This is a genomic window from Bacillus hominis (genome assembly GCF_030348325.1).
Lineage (GTDB): Bacteria > Bacillota > Bacilli > Bacillales > Bacillaceae_G > Bacillus_A > Bacillus_A hominis.
The window spans coordinates 331,423-357,065 of the sequence record NZ_JAUCFS010000005.1; the positions used below are offsets into that span (position 1 = coordinate 331,423).

Sequence of the window (25,643 nt, forward strand, 5' to 3'; positions counted from 1 at the left end):
ATCGAGAAATAATTACTAAATATTACTATTTATTCTTTGGGATTAGCTAAACCCTATTAATATCGGGATAAACATGAAAATAGAAACAAAACAACGAGAAAAATTGACTTATTAGTCATATTTTTTAGTATTCATTTTGAGGATTTCCTGTATAATACAATTTGAAAGAAAATCTATGGTTTGACAAGAGAACACTCCTTTCGGTTTTGCTCACTGAAAGGAGTGTTTTTTTAGGTCGCTAAAAACTCTTCTGTGCTCATTATATTTGCGTATACGCCATTTAAACTTGCCAAAATTGTATTATGAATATAAACAGCTGGTATAGTAGCATTCTTAAATGAAAGATCTTTTGTAGCACAAGCATCGTGTATTACAGTACAGTGAAGGCCAAAATCAAAAGCAGCCCTTACGGTAGCATCAATACACATATGGGTCATCATCCCGCATATTAAGACGTGCTCAATTCCTGAACGTTGTAATCGTTCTAGAAGGTCAGTTTCTCGGAAGCTATTTGGATAGTGTTTCAGTATAACAGTTTCCTCTCTCAGTGGACGAACATTTTCGTGAATATGGACACCTTCTGTATTTGGTTGGAAAAAAGTAGCGGTATCTTTTATAGCTACATGTTGGATATGAAAAATAGGTTCTTTTTTAATTCTAAAATGTTGTAGTAGCTGACTAGCATATTCACTTGCTTCTACTGGATTACGTAATTCCATCTTTCCATTTGGAAAATAATCATTTTGGATATCAACGAGTAAAAGGGCTGTTTTCATACACTTATCTTCCTCCGATTTCATATTCAAATAATGTTATTCAATTCGTAGAGAAGATTCTCCTTTTTAAAAATATAAGGCAGAAGAATTTTTAAATAAAAAATCACTATTTTATTATGGGTTTTTATTTGAAAATTTTAATAAAGAAATAGTTAATATTTTTTAGAAAAATATATTGACTCTTACTATTCTGAGTTCTATAATGAGAATTAATTAAATGACAATTAAATCGATACACTCTTATCCAGAGAGGTGGAGGGACTGGCCCTACGATACCTCAGCAACGGGTTTTTTAATACCGTGCTAATTCCAGCAAGCCTAAAATTGGCTTGGAAGATGAGAAGATGTGAACGAGTACATATAAGTGCTCTCCTTCTTATCTTTTACAAGTGATAAGAAGGAGAGCACTTTTTATTTTACCTCGAAAGCTCTACTTCAAGTTTTACAGCATATAGGAGGGAAGAAAATGATTTCTTTTAACAATGTAAGTAAAGTATATGAATCAGGTGGGCAATCTGTTCATGCGGTGGAGGATGTAACGCTGTCAGTTGAAAAGGGCGAAATTTTTGGCATTATCGGATTTAGTGGTGCTGGAAAGAGTACGTTATTACGTTTAGTAAATATGTTAGAAAGACCAACTGCAGGAACAATTTCAATAGATGATAAAGATATTACATCATTATCGACGAAGGAGTTGCGGAAACTAAGACAAAGGATTGGAATGATTTTCCAAAGTTTTAATCTATTTAATTCAAGAACAGTGTTTGGGAACATTGCTTATCCATTAAAGTTAGCGAAATTGCCGAAGAATGAGATAAAAGAAAGAGTGAATGAACTACTAAAATTTGTTGGTTTAGAAGATAAAGCGAACTATTATCCAGAACAGTTATCAGGTGGGCAAAAGCAGCGTGTTGGGATTGCAAGAGCACTTGCGACATCACCGGATATTCTCATATGTGATGAGGCAACATCAGCTTTAGATCCGGAAACAACGACAGAAATTTTAAACTTATTGAAGAAAGTAAATCGCGAATACAATTTAACAATTCTTCTTATTACACACGAAATGCATGTTGTGAAAGAAATTTGTCACCGTGTAGCTGTAATGGAGAAGGGAAAAGTTATTGAAGAAGGAAAACTGTTTGATGTTTTCACACAACCAAAAACAAAGACGACTCAAAACTTTGTACGTTCTGTTATTAATGACCACTTACCAGAAAGTGTTCTAGCGAAAATTCAAAACGGAGGTCAGATTTATCGCCTAACTTTTACTGGTGAGGAGACAGGACAGCCGGTACTATCATATATCGCAAAAAACTATAACGTTGATGTAAATGTACTGTACGGAAATATTATTGAACTTCAAAATGTGCTATTTGGAAATCTTCTTGTAGAATTGCAAGGTGAACAAAAGGAAATTCAAAAAGCATTACAACATCTAAGACTGCAAGTGCAGCTGAAGGAGGTAGAAGCTCATGCGAGTTGATTGGAGCATATTTTGGCCTCGCATATTAGATGCGACGGGGGATACCCTCTTAATGGTAATTGTAACCATTATATTCGCTACAATTCTTGGTATACCTCTAGGTTTACTATTATATGTAACGAGAAAAGGAAACTTTTTAGAAAATAAATGGGTCTTTTCTATTCTTAATATCATAATTAATACAATTCGTCCGGTTCCATTCATTATCTTTTTAGTAGCTTTAAGTCCAATAACAAGAAGTGTTATCGGAACGACGATTGGAACAGCCGCAGCAATCTTCCCAATGACGTTAGTTGCATCAATTGGTATTGCTAGAATGGTTGAAACAAATCTTGTTTCTGTTCCGAAAGGGGTAATTGAAGCAGCACAAGCAATGGGGGCTTCACCACTTAGAATTGTTTTTGAAATCCTCGTGCCAGAAGCGTTAGCTCCATTAATCTTAGGTGTAACGTTTATGACAGTTGGTTTAATTGAATTTTCAGCAGTTGCTGGGCTTGTCGGTGGTGGCGGTCTTGGTGACTTAGCAATGACATATGGTTATCAACGTTTTGATACATCAGTGATGTTCGTAACGGTTGTTTTACTTATCATTCTCGTACAGATAGCTCAAAATTTAGGAAACTACTTTGCGAAAGTCTTTTTACGCAGATCATAAAAAGGAAGAGGGGAAAAAAATGAAGAAAATTTTAGCATTTGCATTATCAGCGATCGTAGGAATTACAGCTTTAAGTGGCTGCTCAGGTGGAGACACAGGTGCAGGAGCGAAAGAGAAAGTAGTTCGCGTCGGTGTAACTGGAACAGATGGAGACGCTTGGGAAATTTTAAAGAAAAAAGCTGAAAAAGAAGGGATTAAAATTAAACTGGTTGAGTTCTCTGATTACACAACGCCCAACAAAGCGTTAGCCGATGGAGATATTGAACTAAACTCATTCCAGCACATTGCTTTCTTAGAGCAATTTAAAAAGGAGCATAAGTTAGATATTACAGCTGTTGGTACAACACAAATTGCACCGATGGGCTTATACTCTGAAAAATATAAGAAAGCAAATGAAATCCCAGATGGTTCAGAAATTGCTATTCCAAATGATCCAACGAACCAAGCGCGTGCATTAAAACTTCTTGATGCAGCTGGATTATTAAAGCTTAAGAAAGATTTCGGTTTATTTGGAGATCCAAGTGGCATTGCTGAAAATCCGAAGAAGTTAAAGATTACACCGGTTATCGCACAGCAAACCCCTCGTGTATTAAAAGATGTAGCAGCTTCAGTTATTAATAATGGTGTTGCTGGTCAAGCTGGATTAGATCCAAAGAAGGATCCAATTTTCTTAGAGGATCCAAATAATGAAAATGCGAAGCCATATATTAATATTTTCGCAGCTCGTACGAAAGATAAAGATGATCCAACATTGAAAAAAGTAATTGAGTTATATCATTCAAAAGAAGTAACAGATGCAATTAAGAAAGAAACAAATGATGGTTCAATTTCAGTAGATCTTTCACTTGATGAGCTTGAAAAAATCGTAAAATAATTATTGGGTTTAATGGACTAACAGTAGGAACCCCTCCGCTGTTAGCTCGTTCAACATATAATCTACTTAACAAACAAAACCCTAATTCTGTACCTTCCAATTTTGTATAACATAGAATCCAATGTTTGTTAAGTAGAGTGATGGACCAGGAGTTTTCCTGGTCTTTTTTTATTAATGAAAGCAGCTAGCGAATAGTAAGGTAATCCAAATTATAATGGGATAAGAAAATAAGCTGAAAACGAGTGTAATTACGAATTGCTTTTTATGAATTAAGTGTTTTTGTGATGAAAAAAAGAAAATAGAAAAGAGGGTAATGAAAACCGCTGATATTACGCCGGGATTATAGGAGCGATAAATGAAAAACAAAATAACATGTTGAACAGAGTTGAAGAAGATAGCTCCTTGTATAAAGATAATACAGTGTATAGAAGATAACACGTTTAGTTGATATAGAAGGACGATAAGTAAGACAAAAGTTGTTAATGCGGAAATTGCAATGAAAAATTGTTGGCTAGTTATAAAATGAATGGAAAATTGATTAGCAAGATATTGTGGCATCTGGAAAGATTCTTCAAGGTTATGAATGAAAAATAGTAAAGGAATGATCCAAAGTATAATAGTGGAATGTTTTTTCAGCAACTTACATCACTCCAATAAAGATATAGAAAGCCTAAAAAGGCCCTCTATACAAAGATAGTTATTCAATTATAATACTTTTTAAATTACCTTCGTGATGCTCTTGTTCTTTCGGATAAGTAGCTAACTCCTCTTGCAAAATATTTAGCATTTGCTTAGCTGATTGCTGGATTGGATCGGGTAGCTCTTCTAATATATGCATACCGACTTTTATCTTTGTCCGAATTACCCTTCGTAGTAGTTCTTCATGCATGTACTACACCTCCAAACCGAATGTTTAGTACATCTTCTTCAAATTTTGCTCCTTGAATAGAAAGATGTGTTAACGTTTTTGGTAATGTGATGTTCCGTTTAACAGAACCAGCTCGAATGATAAGCTCATCACCTTTTTGATTTAATGAAAGTTCACTTTTGTTTGAGAAGGGAATGGAAAGAACGAAAATATATTCATCGCCATCTTTTTTTACATATTGTGTGCGGCCGTTAAATTTTACTTCAGTAGGACAAGGATCAGTTTTAAATAAAGCATTTCCTACACGCTCTAACATAGGTAAACCAACAACTTCTTGTTCAAACATCGGGGCTTCGTAAATAGGAAGTGGCTGAAAACTATCTTGAATTAATGCTTTATATTTCTTTTGTGTATCTTTCCATGCTTGAAAGTAAGGATCGGTGACAGTGTTAGGGATGACGCGGTTAATCATAATGGCATCTACGTTGTAATCGTATAAGTTTAAATACGTAAAGCTGCGCTGAGCCTCTTTAATGACCATTTTTTCAGGATTTACAACAACGCGAATACTCGTTACTTCTCGGTTTGATAAAATATCCCGCATTTCTCCGAGTTGTTCTAATGTATTTGTTAATTCATCCATAATATCGTCTGTTGGGAGAGGGACGCCGAGAAGTGGTTGTGCTACAGGACGGACGACTTTTAAAACCTTTCTTTTAATAGGAAAGAGTTTTTCCATCCACCAGCCGAGCATGTCTGGAAAGCTGAGCATTGCTAAAGTTTCTCCAGTCGGTGCACAATCAATAATGATGACGTCATAGGTGTTTTGTTTATAGTAATCGAGTACTCGAAGTAAGCTAATTAAATCTTCCATACCAGGAAACATTGTTAATTCTTCTGTTGTAATATCATCAGCTGCTTTAGAAGTGAATAGCAAGGTAATATATTTCTGTAATTTCCCCCAGCCTTTTTCCATTTCATAAATAGTATTAATCTCTTGTGCCCATAAGTTTTTGCGAATTTCTAACGGTTCAGAAGATAGCTTGATACCAAATGAATCTCCTAAACTATGAGCAGGATCTGTGCTCATTACTAATGTTTTTAATCCTTGTTTTGCACTTTGAAGTGCTGTTGCTGCTGAAATGCTAGTTTTTCCTACGCCGCCTTTACCCGTATACAAAATAATTCTCATCATTCTATCCCCTTTGTTTCGGTTATCGAATATTACGACTATCGAAGTATTTAAGTGAATAAAAACCCAGTTAGGGCTTTATTCAATCGGAATGTTTTTCATTTTAGGTGTAGAAACCTTTTCTTCTGTTTTTTGCTGTGACGTAGCAATGTGATTCATGATCTTTTGGAAGATTTGTAGTAAGAATGCTTTTTCTTCTTCTGATAGTGCGTCTGTCACTAGGCTAAAGTAATGGGCCGCATTTTGTTTTACTTCTTGAACGAGCATTGCGCCGTTTTCTGTTAAACGAATTAATACAATACGTCGATCGCTTTCATCACGGTATCGTTCAATATACCCCTTTTTTACAAGGCGATTTACAACGCCTGTCGTTGTACTCATCGGTATATCAAGAAGATCAGCAATTTTTGTCATTGTAATATCTGTATTTCGCTCCATCCAAAGTAAACAAAATACTTCTGTCTTGGAAAGTGTTAAATCAAGGCTTACCCATTCTTCAGGATAGAAAAGTTTCTTGGCGTTATCTAGCAGTAAGTCTAAAAAATGTTCATATTGCAACAATTAATTCCACTCCCGTATATTTCGAGCTTCGTAATATTTATTTGTATTTTATGAGGAATTGAAATAAATGTCAATCGTTTTAATTGTTTTTTCAGAGTAGACAGAAAATAAACTTCAAAATATAATTTTTTTGTGATAGATTAATAAATAGAAAAAGATAATTTACATAAAAATCCATCATGATAAATATATTTATCTATAATGGGTGTACAGCTAACGAGGGGGAGAACGATGAGAAGACGAAATACGCAAGCGTTCACGTTTTTAGCATGGACTTCATTTGTTTGCGCGCTTTCAGGTATGCTAATTGGGATTTATACGTTAGATGAAACGCTTAGTGTAAAAGGGTACTATTTAATTGGAACATTATTTTTAACGATGTCTTGTTTTGTATTACAAAAAACAATTCGTGATAATGAAGAAGATAACGAGAGATTTCCGAAAAATGAACCGCTAGATAAAGACTAAATTGTAAAGAAAGGCATTTGCCTTTCTTTTTTTATGTAAAAATGCTGTAAGTGTCGTGTGTTGACTTGCTTGAAGTACTGAAAATTTGGTATCATCAATAGTATTGTAGATTGAACGATATATTATGGAGGTGGCCTAGCCGTGTCAAGAATTTCCGTTGAGAATGTAAAGCACGTTGCACATTTAGCACGTCTTGCAATTACTGATCAAGAAGCAGAAAAATTTCAAAAACAACTAGATGCAATTGTTACATTTGCAGAACAGTTAAATGAATTAGATACAACAGATGTAAAACCAACAACTCATGTATTAACTATGAAAAATGTTATGCGTGAAGATGTGCCAGAAAAAGGTTTACCAGTAGAAGAAGTATTAAAAAATGCACCGGATCACAAAGATAATCAAATCCGTGTTCCAGCAGTATTAGAATAGAGGAGGGAATTTCGATGTCATTATTTGATCATTCGGTATCAGAGTTACATAAGAAATTAAACAACAAAGAAATTTCCGTTACGGATTTAGTAGAAGAATCTTACAAACGTATTTCGGATGTTGAAGATAACGTAAAAGCTTTTCTTACATTAGATGAAGAAAATGCACGTGCGAAAGCGAAAGAATTAGACGCTAAGATTGGTGCTGAAGATAATGGTTTATTATTCGGTATGCCAATCGGTGTAAAAGATAACATTGTAACTAACGGTCTTCGTACTACTTGTGCGAGCAAAATGTTAGCAAACTTCGATCCAATTTATGATGCGACAGTTGTGCAAAAGTTAAAAGCTGCTGACACAGTTACAATCGGTAAATTAAATATGGACGAGTTCGCAATGGGTTCTTCAAATGAAAACTCAGGTTTCTATGCTACGAAAAATCCATGGAACTTAGACTATGTTCCAGGCGGATCTAGTGGTGGTTCTGCAGCAGCAGTAGCAGCAGGAGAAGTATTATTCTCTCTAGGTTCTGATACGGGTGGTTCTATCCGTCAACCAGCTGCATATTGCGGTGTTGTAGGTTTAAAACCAACTTACGGACGCGTATCTCGTTACGGGTTAGTTGCATTCGCATCTTCACTTGACCAAATCGGACCGATTACACGTACAGTAGAAGACAATGCATACTTATTACAAGCTATTTCAGGTATTGACCGTATGGATGCAACTTCTGCAAATGTTGAAGTTGGAAACTATTTAGCTGGCTTAACAGGTGACGTTAAAGGTTTACGCATTGCTGTACCGAAAGAATACTTAGGCGAAGGTGTTGGCGAAGAAGCTCGTGAGTCAGTATTAGCTGCTTTAAAAGTATTAGAAGGTATGGGCGCAACTTGGGAAGAAGTATCTCTTCCGCACTCTAAATACGCTTTAGCAACGTATTACTTACTATCTTCTTCTGAAGCATCTGCTAACCTTTCACGCTTTGATGGCGTACGTTACGGTGTTCGTTCTGATAATGTAAATAATTTATTAGATCTTTACAAAAACACACGTAGCGAAGGTTTCGGTGATGAAGTAAAACGTCGTATTATGCTTGGTACATTTGCTCTTAGCTCTGGTTACTATGATGCATATTACAAAAAAGCACAACAAGTACGTACATTAATTAAGAACGACTTTGAAAATGTATTTGCTAACTATGATGTTATTATTGGACCAACAACGCCAACTCCGGCATTTAAAGTGGGCGAAAAAGTGGACGATCCAATGACAATGTATGCAAATGACATTTTAACAATCCCAGTAAACTTAGCGGGTGTTCCAGCGATTTCTGTTCCATGTGGATTCGGTGCTAACAACATGCCACTTGGTCTACAAATCATTGGTAAACACTTCGATGAAGCGACAATTTACCGCGTTGCACATGCGTTTGAGCAAGCAACAGACTATCATACAAAAAAAGCAAGTCTGTAAGGAGGCGAGCATAGATGAATTTAGAAACAATTATTGGTTTAGAGGTTCACGTTGAGTTAAAAACAAAGTCAAAAATTTTCTCTGCGAGTCCAACAGAATTCGGAGCGGAGCCAAATACACAAACAAGTGTAATTGATTTAGGATACCCAGGGGTACTGCCTACTTTAAATAAAGAAGCAGTTAACTTTGCAATGAAAGCTGCAATGGCATTAAACTGTGAAATCGCAACGGAAACAAAGTTTGACCGTAAAAACTATTTCTACCCAGATAATCCGAAAGCTTACCAAATCTCTCAATTCGATAAGCCGATTGGAGAAAATGGTTGGATTGAAATCGAAGTAGACGGTAAAAAGAAACGTATCGGTATTACACGTCTTCATTTAGAAGAGGATGCTGGTAAATCAACGCATACAGCTGATGGTTCATTAGTAGACTACAACCGTCAAGGCATGCCTTTAATCGAGATCGTATCTGAGCCAGATATGCGTACTCCAGAAGAAGCATACGCATACTTAGAGAAGTTAAAATCAATCATTCAATACACTGGTGTATCTGATTGTAAGATGGAAGAAGGTTCCTTGCGTTGTGATGCGAATATTTCCCTTCGTCCAGTTGGACAAGAGAAGTTCGGTACAAAAGCAGAACTGAAAAACTTAAACTCTTTCACTTACGTGCAAAAAGGTCTTGAGCATGAGCAAGTGCGCCAAGAGAAAGAATTATTATCTGGTGGTATCATCCAACAAGAAACACGTCGTTATGATGAAGCAACGAAGAAAACAATCTTAATGCGTATAAAAGAAGGATCCGACGATTACCGTTACTTCCCAGAGCCAGATTTAGTTGAACTTTACATTGATGATGAGTGGAAAGAAGAAGTGCGTGCTTCTATTCCAGAACTTCCAGATGCACGTAAAGCTCGCTATGTTGAAGAAATTGGCTTACCGGCTTATGATGCACACGTATTGACATTAACGAAAGAGATGTCTGATTTCTTTGAAGCAACAATTGTAGATGGTGCAGATGCGAAATTAACATCAAACTGGTTAATGGGTGAAGTACTTGCGTACTTAAACAAACAACAAAAAGAATTAAAAGACGTTGCGTTAACGCCAGCTGGCTTATCTAAAATGGTTCAATTAATTGAAAAAGGTACAATTTCTTCTAAAATTGCGAAGAAAGTATTTAACGAATTAATCGAAAAAGGTGGAGACCCAGAAGAAATCGTTAAAGCGAAAGGTCTTGTTCAAATTTCTGATGAAGGTACACTTCGTAAGGTTGTAACAGAAATTCTTGATAATAATGAGCAATCTATTGAAGACTTTAAAAACGGTAAAGACCGTGCAATTGGCTTCTTAGTTGGTCAAATTATGAAAGCTACAAAAGGACAAGCAAATCCACCGCTTGTTAACAAAATTTTACTTGAAGAGATTAATAAACGCTAAAATAGTATAGATTCTTAAAGATTAAACAGAAAAAACACCCGTATTTGGGTGTTTTTTCTGAGTTAATCAAACGTTTGTTTAAATGGCAAAAAATAATTTAAATAAACGTTTGATTAACTGTCAAAGGTGAAAAAATGTTTGTATAGCAACTATGGTATGATAGTTGCAAAAAGGTGGGAATAATGATAAATCTAGACATAGAGGTTTTTTTCATCTCATGAAATAATAGATAATTATTATTCGTTATATGTAAATTGATGTGAAGAAATAGATGGACATAATTTTTTTTGTAAAATAAAACAAAACCATTGAAATGAATATTTACTTTTGATGGGCTACACGAATCGGGTTCTTACTGCCTGTTTGAGCGGAATTAAAGAAGGATAGGAAGATGAGAGGAGGTAGGCATAGGGATACTGAATAAGGGTTCGGTGTATTCGTTTTTCAATGAATAAGGAATTTCCTATGCTAATAAATGATGAAGCGAGCAAGAATTATTTATAATCCTACTTCTGGGCGCGAGCTATTTAAGAAGAGCTTACCAGAAGTATTACAAAAATTAGAACAAGCTGGATATGAAGCGTCTTGTCATGCGACAACTGGTCCTGGAGATGCGACTGTGGCAGCGAGGCAAGCTGCGGACCGTAAGTTTGATGTTGTTATCGCAGCTGGTGGTGATGGTACATTAAATGAAGTAGTGAACGGTTTAGTAGGACATGAGCATCGTCCAAAGTTTGGAATTATTCCAGTTGGAACGACAAATGATTTTGCGCGTGCTATCGGTGTACCTCGTGTTATTGAAGAGGCTGCGGATATTATTTGTGGAGGAACAACGGTACCGTTAGATCTTGGTAGAGCGAATGATACATATTTCATTAATATCGCTGGTGGCGGCCGTATTACAGAATTAACATATGAAGTACCAAGCAAGCTAAAAACGGTATTAGGCCAACTTGCTTACTATTTAAAAGGAATCGAAATGTTACCATCATTACATCCAACATATGTTGAAATCGAGTATGATGGGAAGTTGCTACAAGAAGAAATTACGATGTTTTTAATTACGAATACTCGTTCAGTTGGCGGATTCGAAAAAGTAGCACCATATGCATCTATTAACGATGGATTATTTGATTTATTAGTACTGAAAAAAGGTTCTATCGCTGATTTAATTAAAGCAGCAACACAAGCGCAGCGTGGGGAACATATTAATAATCCAAAAGTGCTATACACACAAGCGAATCGTATTAAAGTTCATTCACCAGATAAACTAATGATTAATTTAGATGGTGAATATGGCGGAGACGCACCAATGGAATTTGAAAATATATATCATTGTCTGGAACTATTTGTTCCTGAACATCAAGAGGATGCCCTGTAAAGGCATCTTTTTTTTTGTTACTGCTCGTAAAAGTTCGATTGATGTAGGCTAATAATCAGTGGGGATGGACAAAACACCCACGATTAAAGTTTTACTTTATGCAGATGAATTGTAAATTGGAAGTTAGTTTGATTTTTATGGTATTTTTACAATCCGTTTATTTTATATCCATATTTTATTGATACACTGGAAGAGATAAGAAATGAGAGGTAGGGTGCTATGGAGAAGGTAAAAGCAATATTATTTGATAAAGATGGAACATTAATGGATTTTCATTCAATTTGGATAAAAGTAGCTGAAGAGCTCGTAACAGAATGTATAAAATTATATCAATTACCAGAGTCGATGCAGCAGGCGTTATTAAAAGAAATCGGTGTGGATGGGGTATTTGTTCACCCTCATAGTGCATTAGCAGCTGGAACAAGCCTTGATGTAGCAAAGGGGCTTTGTAAGCATATTGCGTCATCTGAGGAAGAAGAAATGCATCAGTGGGTAAGTGAAAAATTATTTTCTCTTATGTATGAGCACCGTTCACATATGAGAATGACGGCAGATTTACCGAAAGTTTTACAAGTGTTAAAGGATAGAGGGGTTATTCTAGGTGTCGTTACAGCTGATGATTTCGCGCCGACAGAATTATTTTTAAAGCAATATCAATTGGAAGATTTTTTTGATTGTGTTATAGCTTCAGATACATTTCCAGCACAGAAGCCAGATAAAAAAATCGTAGAATCGTTTTGTGAGAGATTTAATTTAGAGACATGTGAAGTAGCGGTCGTCGGGGATACACCAACGGATTTACATTTAGCGAAAAATGGTGGCGACTGCTATGCAATTGGCGTACTATCTGGTACGGGTGATCGTCAAACGTTAGAACCACTTGCAGATTTAGTATTACAATCTGTTGAAGATTTAATTTCTCATTCAGGTGAGTTTATTTGGAAACAAGGAAAGTCTAATGTATAAATGAATAAGTCTATAAGGACTCTGTGTGAGTCTTTATAGACTTATTTTTTTATGCCGAGATAGTAAGAGAATGGGATGAATACTAGAAAGAGGAAGTTGGCATACATCTTGCAATATAAAGAGAAAACATTGTATAGAAAAGGATGGGGTACATAATGAACAAAAAAAAATTTGCTAAAGTAAATGAACAAATTCCCGGACCGAAAGCAGCGTCTTTATTAGAACGCCGCCAAAATATAGTACCAAAAGGAGTAAGTAATGGTATTCCAACATTTGTACATTCTGCAAATGGTGCACTCGTAACAGATGTGGATGGAAATCAGTACATTGATTTCGCAGGAGCAATAGGGACAATTAATGTAGGACATTGTCATCCTACTGTTAAAGAAGCGCTTCATAAACAAGTAGATCAATATATTCATACTGGTTTTAATGTAATGATGTATGAGCCATATATTGAATTGGCAGAAAAGCTGGCAGCATTAGCGCCGGGTAATTTCGATAAACAAGTGCTGTTTTTAAACAGTGGAGCAGAAGCAGTTGAAAATGCGGTGAAAATTGCTCGTAAATATACGAAAAGACCTGGTATTATTGCGTTTTCAAAAGGTTTCCACGGGCGTACATTAATGACAATGACGATGACAAGTAAAGTAAAACCATATAAATTTGGATTTGGTCCATTTGCTCCAGAAGTATATAAAGCACCATTCCCATATGAATACCGTCGTCCAGAAGGATTAACAGAAGAGCAGTATGATGATTTTATCATTGAAGAGTTTAAGAACTTCTTCATATCAGAAGTAGCACCAGAAACAATTGCAGCCGTTGTAATGGAACCTGTTCAAGGAGAAGGCGGATTTATCGTGCCAAGTAAGAAATTTGTTCAAGAAGTACGAAGTATTTGTTCAGAGCACGGTATCTTATTTGTAGCGGATGAAATTCAAACAGGCTTTAGTCGTACAGGAAAATATTTTGCAATTGATCATTATGATGTCGTTCCAGATTTAATTACGGTATCTAAATCATTAGGTGCTGGTGTACCGATAAGCGGCGTGATTGGGCGTAAAGAAATTATGAATGAGTCTGCACCGGGAGAACTGGGCGGAACGTATGCAGGAAGCCCACTAGGATGTGCGGCTGCATTAGCTGTGCTTGATGTAATAGAAAAAGAGAAATTAAATGATAGAGCGATAGAAGTAGGGCAAGTTGTAATGAACAGATTCCAAGAGATGAAAAACAAATATAATTGCATCGGTGATGTGCGCGGCTTAGGGGCAATGTGTGCATTCGAGCTCGTTCAGGATCGTAAGACGAAAGTAGCAGATAAAGCATTAGCTGCTAATTTATGTGCAGAAGCAAATAAACGAGGATTACTTTTATTATCAGCAGGGACATATGGAAATGTTATCCGTGTGTTAATGCCATTAGTTATTACAGATGAGCAACTTGAGGAAGGTTTAACAATAATTGAAGAATCATTACAAGCTTGTTATGAGCAAGCGAATATCGCTCGTGTTTAAAAGCTAAAGAATAAATCGCAAACATTCTAGCTGACTCTATATAAAATGCGGAAAATTCACTTTATAATAAAGGCAGTGAAGTGAATCGATGGATTTGAAGTGAGGGGTGGCTAGGATGGTTGCAGAAAAGGAACGAGTGTTAATGGATTTACAAGATGTATTTGAATATGCGTTTGACGAAATTTTTGTTACAGATGAACAGGGGATCGTTGTACGTGTAAATAGTACATGTGAAAGGCACTATCAGCTAGCTGCTGAAGAGTTAGTGGGTAAGCATGTAAAAGAACTACAAAAGGATGGGATTTTTTATCCATCAGCAACATTAGAAGTAATTGAAAAAAAGAGACCGATTGAACTCGTTCAAACGACAAAATCAGGAGAGTATTTACACGTTCGTACAAGACCTGTTTTCGACGATGAGGGAAATTTAAGAAGAGTGATTAGTTATTCTCGTGATCTTACTGAACTCTATCAATTACGTCAAAAGGTAGAGGAAATGGATAATCAGTTAAAAACATATAAGAAAGAATTAAGAGAAACGTATGAGCATGAAGGCCTTATTTTTAAAAGCATTGCTATGCAAAAAATAGTCGAAACAATCAAAAAAGTATCTGTGGTAGATAGTACTGTTCTTGTTTTAGGTGAAACTGGAGTGGGAAAAAGCCGATTAGTACGTCATTTACATGAAGTGAGTCATCGTAAGAATGAGAGTTTCTATGAAATTAATTGTGCGGCATTGCCAACAAATTTAATTGAATCGGAGTTGTTTGGATACTCAGGTGGATCTTTTACAGGTGCAAATCGTGAAGGGAAAAAGGGGCTATTAGAATCAGCGCATAAAGGGACTCTTTTCTTAGATGAAATCGGTGAAATGCCGCTTGAAATTCAAGCGAAGCTTTTGCAAGTATTGCAAGAAAAAACGTTTCGTCCGATAGGCGGAAGAGAATTAAAAAAGGTGGACGTTAGAATTGTAGCGGCAACAAATAGAGATTTAAGTACGATGGTGAAACAAGGAGCATTCCGGAAAGATTTATACTATCGTCTGAATGTCATTCCAATTTCAATTCCGCCACTTCGGGAGAGAATAGAAGACATTTTGCCACTCATCTATCATTATTTACAGCACTTTAATGAGAAATATGGGCGGAATGTAAAGTTAGCGCCTAGCACATTGCAAATGTTTGTTGGGTACCCTTGGGAAGGAAATAATAGAGAAATTGAAAATGTAATTGAACGAATTGTTATAACTGCTGACGATATCGTTACGATAGAGGATTTACCAATAGCGATGCAGGAATCAACAGTTGAACAGTCAGGTCAAAGTCTCTATAAAATGTTGGAAGAAGTAGAAAGAAATATTATTTTAAAAGCGTATAAAACATGTGGATCAAGCTATAAAGTAGCAGAGTTTTTAAAAATAAGTCAATCTGCTGCCAATAGGAAGATTAAGAAGTTCGTAGAGGAGGAAGAAAACATTGGATAAAAAAGCGACGTTTGTAAATGTAGAGAAAAAGGCGATGTATATAAATGGTGAGTGGATTACATTGCAAGAACAAATCGAAATAAATAATCCAGCGACAAAGGAAATATTTGCAACGGTACCAAAGGGCGGAGTGACAGAGGCAAAGCAAGCTGTTGATGCTGCGCATGAAGCTTTTAAATCATGGTCAAAATTAACAGCAGCGGATCGAGCAGCGAAATTAAAAAAGTGGTTCACACTTATTGATGAAAATAAAGAAGAAATCGCAGCGATTATGACGAAGGAGCAAGGAAAGCCGTTTGCAGAAGCACTTGGTGAAGTGAATTATGCTAATAGTTTTGTTGAATGGTATGCAGAAGAAGGGAAACGCGTGTATGGTGAAATGATTCCTGCTTCTCATCCGAATAAACGTATTTTAGTTATGAAGCAACCAGTTGGAGTTATGGCAGCTATTACACCTTGGAATTTCCCAGCTGCGATGATTACGAGAAAGGTAGCCCCGGCGCTTGCAGCAGGTTGTACGGCAGTTGTGAAACCAGCGAGTCAAACGCCATTAACTGCATTGAAGTTAGTTGAATTAGCACATGAAGCAGACATTCCAAAAGGTGTCATAAATATTGTAACAGGTAGTGCGAAAGCAATTGCTGATACGTGGATGGAAGATGGACGTGTTCGAAAAGTTTCCTTCACAGGATCAACTGAAATCGGGAAAGAATTAATGGCTAGCGCTGCGCAAACGATGAAAAAGGTTTCGCTTGAATTAGGTGGTCACGCTCCATTTATTGTTATGAATGATGCTGATTTAGATAAGGCGGTAGAAGCGGTAATCGGTTCGAAATTCCGTAACGCAGGACAAACGTGTATATGTACAAATCGCGTCTTTGTTCAAGAAGAAGTGTACGAAGAATTTGCAGGAAAGTTCACAAAAGCTGTAGAGCAGCTTAAAGTTGGAGACGGATTTGGCGAAGGAACAACTGTAGGACCGCTTATTGATGAAAATGCAATTTCAAAGGTACAAGAACATATTGAAGATGCAGTTCAAAAAGGTGGAGAACTCTTATACGGAGGCCAAAAGATTACAGAGCTAGATGGACATTTCATTCAGCCAACAGTAATTGGATTGGCAAATGACACGATGCTTTGTATGAATGAAGAAACGTTTGGTCCAGTTGCACCAGTTGCTAAATTTAAAACAGTTGAAGAAGTAATCGAACGTGCAAATAATACACCGTACGGCTTGGCGGCATATATTTTCACAAAAGATATTAGCCAAGCATTCCAAATTAGCGAAGCGTTAGAATACGGTATTATCGGTTTAAATGATGGACTTCCATCAGTTGCACAAGCACCATTTGGTGGCTTTAAAGAAAGTGGTATTGGCCGCGAAGGAGGCCATTTCGGCATCGAGGAATATTTAGAAATTAAATATATTTCATTAGGATTATAAGTAGTATACTAGAATCTCTATAAGGTAACAGAGAAGGAGATTCTAGTATGGTATATTGGCTATTGTTACTCGTAACAATTATTTTTGAAGTAGCTGGAACGATAGCGATGAAACTATCAAACGGTTTAACAAAGCTCGTTCCAAGTGTACTTATTTTCGTATTCTATGGAATTTGTTTCAGCGTGTTTGCTATCGTCGTAAAGAAGATTAACTTAAGTATTGCTTATGCGATTTGGTCGGGCTTAGGGACCCTCCTTATTACGATTATTAGTGTGTACTTTTTTAAAGAGCATATTAATTTATTCCAAGCATTTTGCATTTTATTTATTGTTTTAGGAGTAATTGGACTGAAAGTGTCATCGGCATCATGAAAGCTATCTTTTGTAGAAGATAGCTTTTTTCTTTGTCACAATTTATATCAGCGATTTTTGAAATATATCGATGTACCGGAAAAAACGACATAATAAAAGGAGGCTGCCCATTGGGATAGCCTCCTCTTATATTAAAACGCCCAGTTACCTTTACGGAAGATCGGTTCATGTCTTCCATCAGCTGTAATACCGTCGATATCAAGCTCAGCTGATCCAATCATGAAGTCTTCGTGTGTAATACTAGCGTTTGCACCATTTTCAGCAAGTTCTTCTTTAGACATTGTTTTACCGCCATCTAAGTTAAATGCATAAGCATTTCCGATTGCAAGGTGGCAAGATGCGTTTTCGTCAAATAGTGTATTGTAGAATAAAATATTTGTGTTTGAAATTGGTGAATCATGAGGTACTAATGCTACTTCTCCTAAGAAGTGAGAACCTTCATCTGTTTCCACTAAATGTTTTAAAGCCTCTTCACCAGCTTCAGCTTTATAGTCTACGATACGTCCGTTTTCAAATGTTAACGTAAAGTTATCGATAATGTTACCTGCAAATACTAACGGTTTTGTGCTAGACACTTGGCCGTTTACACCTGTTTTAAGTGGCATTGTAAATACTTCTTCAGTTGGAATGTTAGCCATAAATGGTACGTTCTTTTCATTTAGGCTACCAGCACCAGCCCATACATGCTTCTCTGGAAGTTTGATTGTTAAGTCTGTTCCAGGACCTGTATAGTGAAGAGCTGTATAATGTTTTTCGTTTAAGTAATATACTTTTGTATGTAGTGTTTCATCATGTTCTTTCCATGCTTCCACAGGATTTTCTAAATCAGCACGAGTAGCTTTGAAGATAGCATCCCATAGTTTAGCCTCTTGTTCCTCTGGCGCTACATCAGGGAATACTTTAGCAGCCCATTCTTTCGTAGGAACAGAAATAACACACCAGCTTACTTTGTCTGCTTGTACATAATCACGGTATACTTTCATCGCTTCTCCGGCTACTTTATGAGCAGTTGCAATTCTCTTTGCATCTACACCTTTTAATAGATCAGGATTCTCTGCATAAATAGACATAAATGCAGCACCTTCTTTTGCCAATTCTTCACGAGCATGTGCTTTCCAAGATGGGAACTCAGCGAATGCTTCTTCAGGAGCTAGATCGAACTTTAAGCGTGTTAACGCCTCATCATTCCAATCAACATATACGTGTTTTGCACCAGATTTATATGCTTTTTCTGTAACGAGGCGTACAAATTGTACAGCTTCAAGAGGTGCACTAATTGATAAAGTTTGTCCAGGTTGAATGTTTACACCAACATTGACTGCAAGGGCAGCATACTTCTCTAACGTTTGTTCAAATGACATATGTATAATCTCCTTTAGTTTGAAAGATTTCTTACTATATATAATACAAGAAAATTCTAAAAATATATATAAATATAAAGTAAAAAGAGAGCTCAAAATGTATTGAGCTCTCACATTTATCCCACTATTTGCAGGCAGTAAGACTCCCACCTCAAAATTCGAATGGAGCAAAGAAGTTAGGTGGAAGCCCTGCTGCCCGTAAACGCCCGATTGGTGAAGGCTAATAATCAGCGGGGGATGAACAAAAACCCCACTGATTAAAGTTTCACTTTATTTAATGGAAGAGGCGAATTGCTCCACAGTAGTTGTATGATGTATACGAACGCGCTTCATCTTTAGCAACTCATCAGGTTCACCTTTCGTGATGAATTGTCCAGGCTTCGTTGTCGTTGCAAATTGATAGTATTTCTTTGTTTCTGCGACAACTTTATCGTCTACATGGCCGAATGGATAAGCAATTGCGATAACAGGCTTACCTGTTATTTTCTCTAGCTTTTCTTTTGATCCTTTTAACTCTTCTTCATAGTTTGTAATTTTCGGCAAGTCAGCGTGTGTTGCTGTGTGAGATTGTACAGAGAAAATACCGGAACTAACCATCTCTTTTATTTCAGATGTAGAAAGAGCTCCTTCTACATCAACATTATCAACAATCATATATTCTGTTGCTGTTGGTTTAAAAGTATCATCTTTTAGATTTTGTAAAATGCGAAATGCATTCATATTATTTTTCATACCATCATCAAATGTAACGAAAATCGGCTTGTTTACTTTATTTATATCGCCCCAGCGTTCAAACGTTAACAATGTATAACCATTGTCTTTTAAATACTTCATTTGTGCTTCAAAGTTAGCTGGAGATACGAATAAATCTTTAATACCTTGTCCATGGTAATCATCAATTGCATGATACATAAGAACAGGAACCTTTTGCTCGAAAGTTATAGTAGACTTTGTAAGCGGAATAGTTTTCCCATCCTCTTTTATCCCTAATGCTTCAATTTGATATTCCCCGCGTTTTCCTTCAAATTCTTTTATATCAAAAGGAATAGTGAATTGTTTCTCCTTTTCTTTAGAAGAAAAAGATTTAGTATTTTCTTTTCCATCAGCAGTACGCCAAATTTTATATTGTACTTCGGTTAAAGCATCTTTTATATCTGTAATATGAATATTTGTGTTTGTAGATTCGTGCGTAATTGGATTATAAGAAATTTTACCTTGTTCCCGCACCGTCTCTTCTGGCTTTTTGACCTCTTGTACCTTTTTCTCTTTTTTAGGTTCTTGGCTTACATTGCTAGTATTACAGCCTACTAGAATAGCAGATGTACATAAAGCAATCGCTGCGTATTTTCTCATGAAATCACCTTCTATTGTGTATTATGTTGCATACTTACATTTAAAATCCCCACCGCTATAAGAGAGGTGGGGATATACCCTTGTTCATCATATCATTTTTAGATGTGGGATAGATTAGTGACTTTGAATAGCGGTAGTCTTTCGTTTCTTATTTGATTTGATAATGATATAACCTACTACAAAAATAAGAGGGATGATGAATACATAGATTGGCATTCCCCATACATAATAGCTTTTCATGCTTAAAACTAGTAAGTGTAAGAAGTCGAAAAGGGCGTGAGCTTTCATAATATCCTCCAATGTATTTTTTACAAATTATAACATTTATCATTTGTATTTTGTATATTTTGGTAAATGATTTAAGTTAATTTTAAAGTAAGAGAAAGGTTTATTAATATGCAATTTTGCATATGTAGAGTAGTTTCTATTAAAATATCAGGATTTTGGACTATAATAAAAATCGCTATAAATGTAAGTAAGAATGATGTACGGAGTGGAGAACAGAAATGAAATATAAAAAACTAGTATATATCCTTTTCATATCGCTATTCATAGTGGGTTGCCAAAGTGAAGTGAGTAAAGCGAATAGTGTGGAGGAGTATATTCCACCGCACCTTATGAATGCGGAAGTAACGGCGGATATTATGACATTAGAATTACCTCATGAGATAAAAGAAAAATTAGAAGGGATTACTAATAAAACAAGTAGTAGTCTTGTGAATAATTTAGATTGGTATTTTAAATATGTAGAAGAAATGATGCCAAACGGAAATTTACCTTATCATCAGAACTTTGGGATTACAAAAGAAGAATATGATTTCATGATAGATGAGATGAATAAGGCGAAGTATGTAAACACAAGTGATGGGAAGATCTTCTTTAAGAAAAAAGGTCATGAAATTCAGATTCGTTCTGATGAACATTTGAAATTAGTTAAAAATATAAGTATTGATACAGAGAAGAATGTAGTTAAGACGGCTTTTGGGGAATGTGAATATGACGGTGAGATACAGGCATCAGATGGACAAAAGTTAATTAGCCCTTGGAATGGCAAGCGGTGGATCTTAAAAAAGGATGGTCTAATTTATCGATTTTCATTAGGTAAATTAGTTAATACGAATAAATCTATTATATATATAACGATAAAAGGTATATATAAAGAGAAAATTATAAACACAGAAGAAGTAGTGGAATTCCACTCAGTCTCTTAAAGAAATTGAAAAAATCACCTTGCTGTTTAAGCAAAGGTGATTTTTTTATTAAATAAACAATCCAGCGATTGTCGCAGATAAAATAGAAGCAAGTGTTGATGCGAATAGCATTTTCCAACCGAATTTAGATACGACGCTTCCTTGTTTTTCAGAAAGGGCACGGATTGTACCAACAATCGCACCAATTTGGCTAATACTTGCGAAGCTAATTAAGAATACTGTAACGATTCCAACTGTACGTGGAGCTAATGTTGCAGCAGCGCCTTTTAAGTCAAGGATTGCTACAAACTCATTTAAGACAATCTTCGTACCCATAATACCACCAGCTGGGATAATATCTTGAGCTGGGATACCCATTAAGAATGCGAATGGAGAAAGGATATAACCGAAGATTTGTTGTAACGTAACAGCATGTCCCATTGCACCTGAAGCTGCGCTAATTACATAGTTCACAACTTCCATCACACCGATGAAGGCAATCATTAATGCAGCAACGATACCAGCTACTTTTAAACCATCAAGCGCACCGTTAATCATTGCGCCGATAAAGCTGTCTCCGAATAGAGTTCTATCAAATTTTTGAATCACTTCGTCTTCTTTTTTCGTATCAACTGGTGTTAATAACGAACAAACAATTAAGCTTGAGAATAAGTTTAGCGGAAGAGCCGCTAGTACGTATTTTGCATCTAGCATCATTACGTATGATGCTGTAACAGAAGCAGAAACTGAGCTCATCGCAGAACAACAAATGATAAACATACGGTTTTTATTAAAATGCTGTAAATCGTTTTTAATAACGATTAACGCTTCACTTGAACCGAAGAACACAGAGTTTACTGCGTGGAATGATTCAACGCGTGGTAAACCAGTAATTTTTGAAATTACACCGCCGACAACGCGAACGATGAATGGTAAAACACCTAAATAACTAAAGATAGAAAGTAGTGCTGAGAAAAATACGATAATTAATAATACATTTAAGAAAAAGACAAAATCTCTTTGAATTCCATTAAAGAGAAAATCGACACCTGTCGTACCAAGTTTAATTAGTTTGTTGAAAACTTTACTAATGAAGATGATAATTTGCTGTCCGATCTTTGTGCCAAACATAAACCAACCGATTAAAATTTGGAAACCAATCATAATAGCAATTGCACGGAAGTTGATTTTACTTCTATTGTTTGACAAAGCAAAGCATAAACCTAAAACAACAAGAATACCGATAATGCTCATTACATATTGCATGTAGTTGCCCCTTTCAGAAGTTCGTATAAAGTTTGTACATAAAACGCTCGTTATATTACTAAAAATAAAGTAGTAGAAGTTTTATGTCATACGTAAGATGTCTGACCTTTTCGAAAATAAAAAATAAAAAAAGACCCTTATGGATTCACTTTCATCTATGAGAGAAAGCTAATCAATATGAGTCTTTTTATACATTGGCTAATATTCATTAGTTTTCCCCATAGTCCAGCAATTTAAGGTTGCCGGGTAGAAACTCTCGATCCATATTATCGACTATATATGAGGTAACATCGTCCGTATTAAATTAGTAGTAGCGTAACATTACTAGAGAACTATCGTCAATAGCTTTTTTTCTTCCAATAGAAATAGACCATATAAGTATGATAAAATGTAACGCAGTGTTATGAAAAAGAGAGGTCGGAAAATGAGTACAAAAATGACGCCACCAGTTGAAAAAAACGAGTTTATAGATGTAGTGTTTGAAGATTTAACACATGATGGTGCCGGTGTTGCGAAAGTGAAGGGATATCCTATTTTCGTTAAAAACGGATTACCAGGTGAGGAAGCGCAAATTAAAATTATTAAAGTGAAGAAAAACTTCGCGTTTGGTCGTTTAATGAAGCTTCATCAAGAAAGCCCATATCGTAAAGATGCAGAATGCCCAGTGTACAACGAGTGCGGCGGTTGTCAGCTTCAGCACTTAACATATGAAGGACAATTAAAAGCGAAAGAAAAACAAGTACGTGACGTTATGCAGCGCATCGGAGGATTAAGCGATGTTCCTGTTCATCCTGTACTTGGCATGAATAACCCGTGGGTATACCGCAATAAAGCACAAGTACCAATTGGAGAACGTGAAGGTGGACTTGTAGCCGGTTTCTATCGTCAAGGAACGCATGACATCATTAATATGGAATCATGTTTAATTCAAGCGGAAGAAAACGATACATTAATTCAAGAAGTAAAACGTATTTGTGAAAAGCACGGTATCTCGGCGTACAACGAAGAGCGTAACAAAGGAACGCTTCGTCACGTAATGGCTCGCTACGGACAAGTAACAGGGGAAATTATGCTTGTCTTCATTACACGTACAGCTGAATTGCCGAATAAAGAAGCAATCATTGAAGAAATCGCAGCGAAATTCCCAGAAGTAAAATCGATTGTTCAAAACGTAAACACGAAACGTACAAACGTTATTTTCGGAGATAAGACGACAGTACTGTATGGATCAGAATATATTTATGACTTCATCGGTGACATTAAATTTGCGATTTCAGCACGTTCATTCTATCAAGTAAACCCAGAACAAACGAAAGTGCTATACGATAAAACGTTAGAATACGCAAAGTTAGATGGTAACGAAACAGTAATTGATGCATATTGCGGAATCGGATCAATCTCCTTATTCCTAGCGCAAAAAGCGAAGAAAGTGTACGGCGTTGAAATCGTCCCAGAAGCAATCGAAGACGCAAACCGAAACGCAGCACTAAACAACATGACAAACGCTGAGTTTGGCGTAGGAGAAGCAGAAGTAGTCATTCCAAAATGGTACAAAGAAGGCGTAATTGCTGACACAATGGTCGTAGACCCACCGCGTAAAGGCTGTGATGAAGCGCTATTAAACACAATCATTGACATGAAGCCAAAACGCGTCGTATACGTATCATGTAACCCAGCAACATTAGCACGTGACTTAAAAGTACTAGAAGAAGGCGGATATAAAACACAGGAAGTACAACCTGTTGATATGTTCCCACATACGACTCATGTGGAGTGTGTGGCTTGGCTTAAGTTAGTATAATAGGAAAGCAGTTGATATAGAAAAAATCTATACCACCTGCTTTTTGGTTTACAAAAATACCATTTATAAGCGATTTTAGTTAAAATAAATATTGCTGATTTTCACAAATTATAAATGCCCAAATGTACAGTTGTTATTTGGCTATATATTTTTAAATTGAGATTTTGAAATTGCATTCATATTGAGAGGATTTGAATTTGAAATGATAGATAATTTTTGGCGTGAATTACCACGACCATTTTTCGTACTTGCACCAATGGAAGATGTGACAGACGTTGTTTTCCGTCACGTAGTAAGTGAAGCTGGTCGCCCAGATGTATTCTTCACAGAGTTTACAAACTCGGATAGCTATTGCCATCCAGAAGGTATGAAAAGTGTACGTGGCCGTTTAATTTTTACAGAAGATGAACAACCGATGGTAGCACATATTTGGGGAGACAATCCCGAATACTTCCGTCAAATGAGTATTGGTATGGCAGAACTAGGATTTAAAGGCATCGATATTAATATGGGCTGCCCAGTACCGAATGTAGCATCAAGAGGAAAAGGTAGTGGCCTTATTCTACGTCCAGACGTTGCAGCAGAACTTATTCAAGCAGCAAAAGCGGGCGGACTACCTGTAAGCGTAAAAACACGACTTGGCTTTAAAGAGTTAAATGAGTGGGAAGATTGGTTAACGCATATTTTCAAACAAGATATTGCAAACCTTTCTATTCATTTACGCACAAGAGAAGAAATGAGCCAAGTAGATGCACACTGGGAACTAATTCCGGAAATTAAAAAACTACGTGACCGTATTGCACCAAATACGCTAATAACAATCAACGGAGACATTCCAGACCGTCAGACTGGGCTGGAACTTGCTGAAAAATACGGTATTGATGGCGTTATGATCGGACGAGGTATTTTTAAAAATCCTTTTGCCTTTGAAAAAGAGCCAAGAGAGCATAGCAGTAAAGAACACCTTGATCTTCTAAGATTGCAACTTGATCTTCAAGATCAATATGCAGAAGTATTACCACGCTCCATCACAGGGCTTCACCGCTTCTTCAAAATTTATGTAAAAGGCTTCCCTGGAGCTGCTGAACTAAGAAATCAATTGATGAGTACGAAATCAACGAATGAAGTGCGTGCATTGCTTGATAAGTTTGAGGCGAGTGTTAATGTGGTAGAAGGTAGTGAAACAGTGTAACTTTTGAAAGTTACACTGTTTCATTTTAATTAAGGTGAACCGTATCATAAGTAAGTGAGGTATTCTATGTAAAAAAGGGGAAGAAAAGA

At 36.3% G+C, this 25,643-nt stretch carries 25 protein-coding genes and 2 riboswitches; of the genes, 16 read left to right on the forward strand and 9 right to left on the reverse strand.

All coding sequences use genetic code 11. From position 1 onward, the window contains the following. Window positions 1–230: 230 nt before the first annotated feature. Entirely contained in the window at window positions 231–776 is a 546-nt protein-coding gene (locus QUF93_RS04185) for a cysteine hydrolase family protein (RefSeq protein WP_289357947.1), read from the reverse strand. Between the two features lie 237 nt (window positions 777–1,013). Continuing rightward, a riboswitch (SAM riboswitch) is annotated at window positions 1,014–1,119 on the forward strand. 123 nt (window positions 1,120–1,242) lie between these two features. On the opposite strand from QUF93_RS04185, the gene QUF93_RS04190 reads away from it, so the two are divergent. From QUF93_RS04190 to QUF93_RS04200, 3 genes are read left to right on the forward strand one after another with little or no spacing between them, the layout of a single operon-like run. Continuing rightward, window positions 1,243–2,262 (forward strand): methionine ABC transporter ATP-binding protein, encoded by a 1,020-nt coding sequence (locus QUF93_RS04190; protein WP_098766746.1) that lies wholly within the window; start codon window positions 1,243–1,245, stop codon window positions 2,260–2,262. Further along, window positions 2,252–2,917, forward strand: a complete 666-nt coding sequence (locus tag QUF93_RS04195; protein WP_289357948.1) for a methionine ABC transporter permease — start codon at window positions 2,252–2,254, stop codon at window positions 2,915–2,917. The genes QUF93_RS04190 and QUF93_RS04195 overlap by 11 nt, the downstream gene beginning before the upstream one ends. Before the next feature lie 19 nt (window positions 2,918–2,936). Beyond that, window positions 2,937–3,791, forward strand: a complete 855-nt coding sequence (locus QUF93_RS04200; RefSeq protein WP_289357949.1) for a MetQ/NlpA family ABC transporter substrate-binding protein — start codon at window positions 2,937–2,939, stop codon at window positions 3,789–3,791. Window positions 3,792–3,962: 171 nt separating this feature from the next. On the opposite strand, the gene QUF93_RS04205 is transcribed toward QUF93_RS04200, so the two are convergent. The 4 genes from QUF93_RS04205 to QUF93_RS04220 all read right to left on the reverse strand — a co-directional run bounded on the left by QUF93_RS04205 (window position 3,963) and on the right by QUF93_RS04220 (window position 6,412). Next, the gene (locus tag QUF93_RS04205) at window positions 3,963–4,430 is read right to left on the reverse strand and encodes an HXXEE domain-containing protein (protein WP_289357950.1); all 468 of its coding nucleotides are present in this window, start codon (window positions 4,428–4,430) and stop codon (window positions 3,963–3,965) included. 58 nt (window positions 4,431–4,488) lie between these two features. Next, on the reverse strand, window positions 4,489–4,680 hold the full coding sequence (locus tag QUF93_RS04210) for a DUF3926 domain-containing protein (RefSeq protein WP_002115632.1): 192 nt from the start codon (window positions 4,678–4,680) through the stop codon (window positions 4,489–4,491). Then, entirely contained in the window at window positions 4,673–5,854 is a 1,182-nt protein-coding gene (locus QUF93_RS04215) for an ArsA family ATPase (protein WP_289357951.1), read from the reverse strand. Before QUF93_RS04215 ends, QUF93_RS04210 begins: the two co-directional genes overlap by 8 nt. Window positions 5,855–5,929: 75 nt before the next feature. Beyond that, the gene (locus tag QUF93_RS04220) at window positions 5,930–6,412 is read right to left on the reverse strand and encodes a MarR family winged helix-turn-helix transcriptional regulator (protein ID WP_002115637.1); all 483 of its coding nucleotides are present in this window, start codon (window positions 6,410–6,412) and stop codon (window positions 5,930–5,932) included. Between the two features lie 231 nt (window positions 6,413–6,643). Between QUF93_RS04220 and QUF93_RS04225 the strand changes: the two genes are divergently transcribed. The 10 genes from QUF93_RS04225 to QUF93_RS04270 all read left to right on the forward strand — a co-directional run bounded on the left by QUF93_RS04225 (window position 6,644) and on the right by QUF93_RS04270 (window position 17,391). Beyond that, window positions 6,644–6,880, forward strand: coding sequence for a YiaA/YiaB family inner membrane protein (locus QUF93_RS04225; protein ID WP_001254392.1), 237 nt, complete (start codon window positions 6,644–6,646; stop codon window positions 6,878–6,880). Between the two features lie 141 nt (window positions 6,881–7,021). Beyond that, window positions 7,022–7,312 carry an Asp-tRNA(Asn)/Glu-tRNA(Gln) amidotransferase subunit GatC gene (gene gatC, locus QUF93_RS04230; RefSeq protein ID WP_000086999.1) on the forward strand — a complete coding sequence of 97 codons (291 nt, stop codon included), beginning with the start codon at window positions 7,022–7,024 and terminating at the stop codon, window positions 7,310–7,312. A gap of 14 nt (window positions 7,313–7,326) precedes the next feature. Then, a complete protein-coding gene (gene gatA / locus QUF93_RS04235; protein ID WP_002113505.1) occupies window positions 7,327–8,784 on the forward strand; it encodes an Asp-tRNA(Asn)/Glu-tRNA(Gln) amidotransferase subunit GatA in 1,458 nt (485 codons plus the stop codon). 14 nt (window positions 8,785–8,798) lie between these two features. Next, entirely contained in the window at window positions 8,799–10,226 is a 1,428-nt protein-coding gene (gene gatB, locus QUF93_RS04240) for an Asp-tRNA(Asn)/Glu-tRNA(Gln) amidotransferase subunit GatB (protein WP_289357952.1), read from the forward strand. 475 nt (window positions 10,227–10,701) lie between these two features. Next, the gene (locus tag QUF93_RS04245) at window positions 10,702–11,607 is read left to right on the forward strand and encodes a diacylglycerol kinase (RefSeq protein ID WP_289357953.1); all 906 of its coding nucleotides are present in this window, start codon (window positions 10,702–10,704) and stop codon (window positions 11,605–11,607) included. A 219-nt stretch (window positions 11,608–11,826) separates the two neighbouring features. After that, complete coding sequence (locus QUF93_RS04250) at window positions 11,827–12,573, forward strand: HAD family hydrolase (RefSeq protein ID WP_289357954.1); 747 nt, start codon at window positions 11,827–11,829, stop codon at window positions 12,571–12,573. A 155-nt stretch (window positions 12,574–12,728) separates the two neighbouring features. After that, window positions 12,729–14,093, forward strand: a complete 1,365-nt coding sequence (gene gabT / locus QUF93_RS04255; protein ID WP_289357955.1) for a 4-aminobutyrate--2-oxoglutarate transaminase — start codon at window positions 12,729–12,731, stop codon at window positions 14,091–14,093. Between the two features lie 115 nt (window positions 14,094–14,208). Continuing rightward, window positions 14,209–15,576: a sigma-54 interaction domain-containing protein gene (locus QUF93_RS04260; RefSeq protein ID WP_289357956.1), complete on the forward strand. Its 1,368-nt coding sequence runs from the start codon at window positions 14,209–14,211 to the stop codon at window positions 15,574–15,576. Then, window positions 15,569–17,020, forward strand: a complete 1,452-nt coding sequence (gabD, locus tag QUF93_RS04265; RefSeq protein WP_289357957.1) for an NADP-dependent succinate-semialdehyde dehydrogenase — start codon at window positions 15,569–15,571, stop codon at window positions 17,018–17,020. Before QUF93_RS04260 ends, gabD begins: the two co-directional genes overlap by 8 nt. Before the next feature lie 47 nt (window positions 17,021–17,067). Beyond that, complete coding sequence (locus QUF93_RS04270; RefSeq protein WP_002115657.1) at window positions 17,068–17,391, forward strand: DMT family transporter; 324 nt, start codon at window positions 17,068–17,070, stop codon at window positions 17,389–17,391. Between the two features lie 131 nt (window positions 17,392–17,522). Here the strand turns inward: QUF93_RS04270 and QUF93_RS04275 are convergent, their stop codons facing one another. The 3 genes from QUF93_RS04275 to QUF93_RS04285 form a co-directional block, all read right to left on the reverse strand. Beyond that, complete coding sequence (locus tag QUF93_RS04275; protein WP_289357958.1) at window positions 17,523–18,752, reverse strand: aminopeptidase; 1,230 nt, start codon at window positions 18,750–18,752, stop codon at window positions 17,523–17,525. A gap of 270 nt (window positions 18,753–19,022) precedes the next feature. After that, window positions 19,023–20,105, reverse strand: a complete 1,083-nt coding sequence (locus QUF93_RS04280) for a polysaccharide deacetylase family protein (protein WP_289357959.1) — start codon at window positions 20,103–20,105, stop codon at window positions 19,023–19,025. Window positions 20,106–20,219: 114 nt separating this feature from the next. Next, window positions 20,220–20,393 (reverse strand): hypothetical protein, encoded by a 174-nt coding sequence (locus QUF93_RS04285; protein ID WP_002115663.1) that lies wholly within the window; start codon window positions 20,391–20,393, stop codon window positions 20,220–20,222. Window positions 20,394–20,611: 218 nt separating this feature from the next. Between QUF93_RS04285 and QUF93_RS04290 the strand changes: the two genes are divergently transcribed. Then, window positions 20,612–21,316, forward strand: coding sequence for a hypothetical protein (locus QUF93_RS04290; RefSeq protein WP_289357960.1), 705 nt, complete (start codon window positions 20,612–20,614; stop codon window positions 21,314–21,316). A gap of 48 nt (window positions 21,317–21,364) precedes the next feature. Here QUF93_RS04290 and QUF93_RS04295 read toward each other — a convergent pair whose 3' ends face one another. Then, a complete protein-coding gene (locus QUF93_RS04295) occupies window positions 21,365–22,561 on the reverse strand; it encodes a NupC/NupG family nucleoside CNT transporter (protein WP_289357961.1) in 1,197 nt (398 codons plus the stop codon). 201 nt (window positions 22,562–22,762) lie between these two features. Then, window positions 22,763–22,864: riboswitch (purine riboswitch) on the reverse strand. A 121-nt stretch (window positions 22,865–22,985) separates the two neighbouring features. On the opposite strand from QUF93_RS04295, the gene rlmD reads away from it, so the two are divergent. Both rlmD and QUF93_RS04305 read left to right on the forward strand, forming a co-directional pair. After that, on the forward strand, window positions 22,986–24,362 hold the full coding sequence (gene rlmD / locus QUF93_RS04300; protein ID WP_289357962.1) for a 23S rRNA (uracil(1939)-C(5))-methyltransferase RlmD: 1,377 nt from the start codon (window positions 22,986–22,988) through the stop codon (window positions 24,360–24,362). 202 nt (window positions 24,363–24,564) lie between these two features. Then, window positions 24,565–25,554, forward strand: a complete 990-nt coding sequence (locus QUF93_RS04305; RefSeq protein ID WP_289357963.1) for a tRNA dihydrouridine synthase — start codon at window positions 24,565–24,567, stop codon at window positions 25,552–25,554. The last annotated feature ends 89 nt before the right edge of the window (window positions 25,555–25,643 follow it).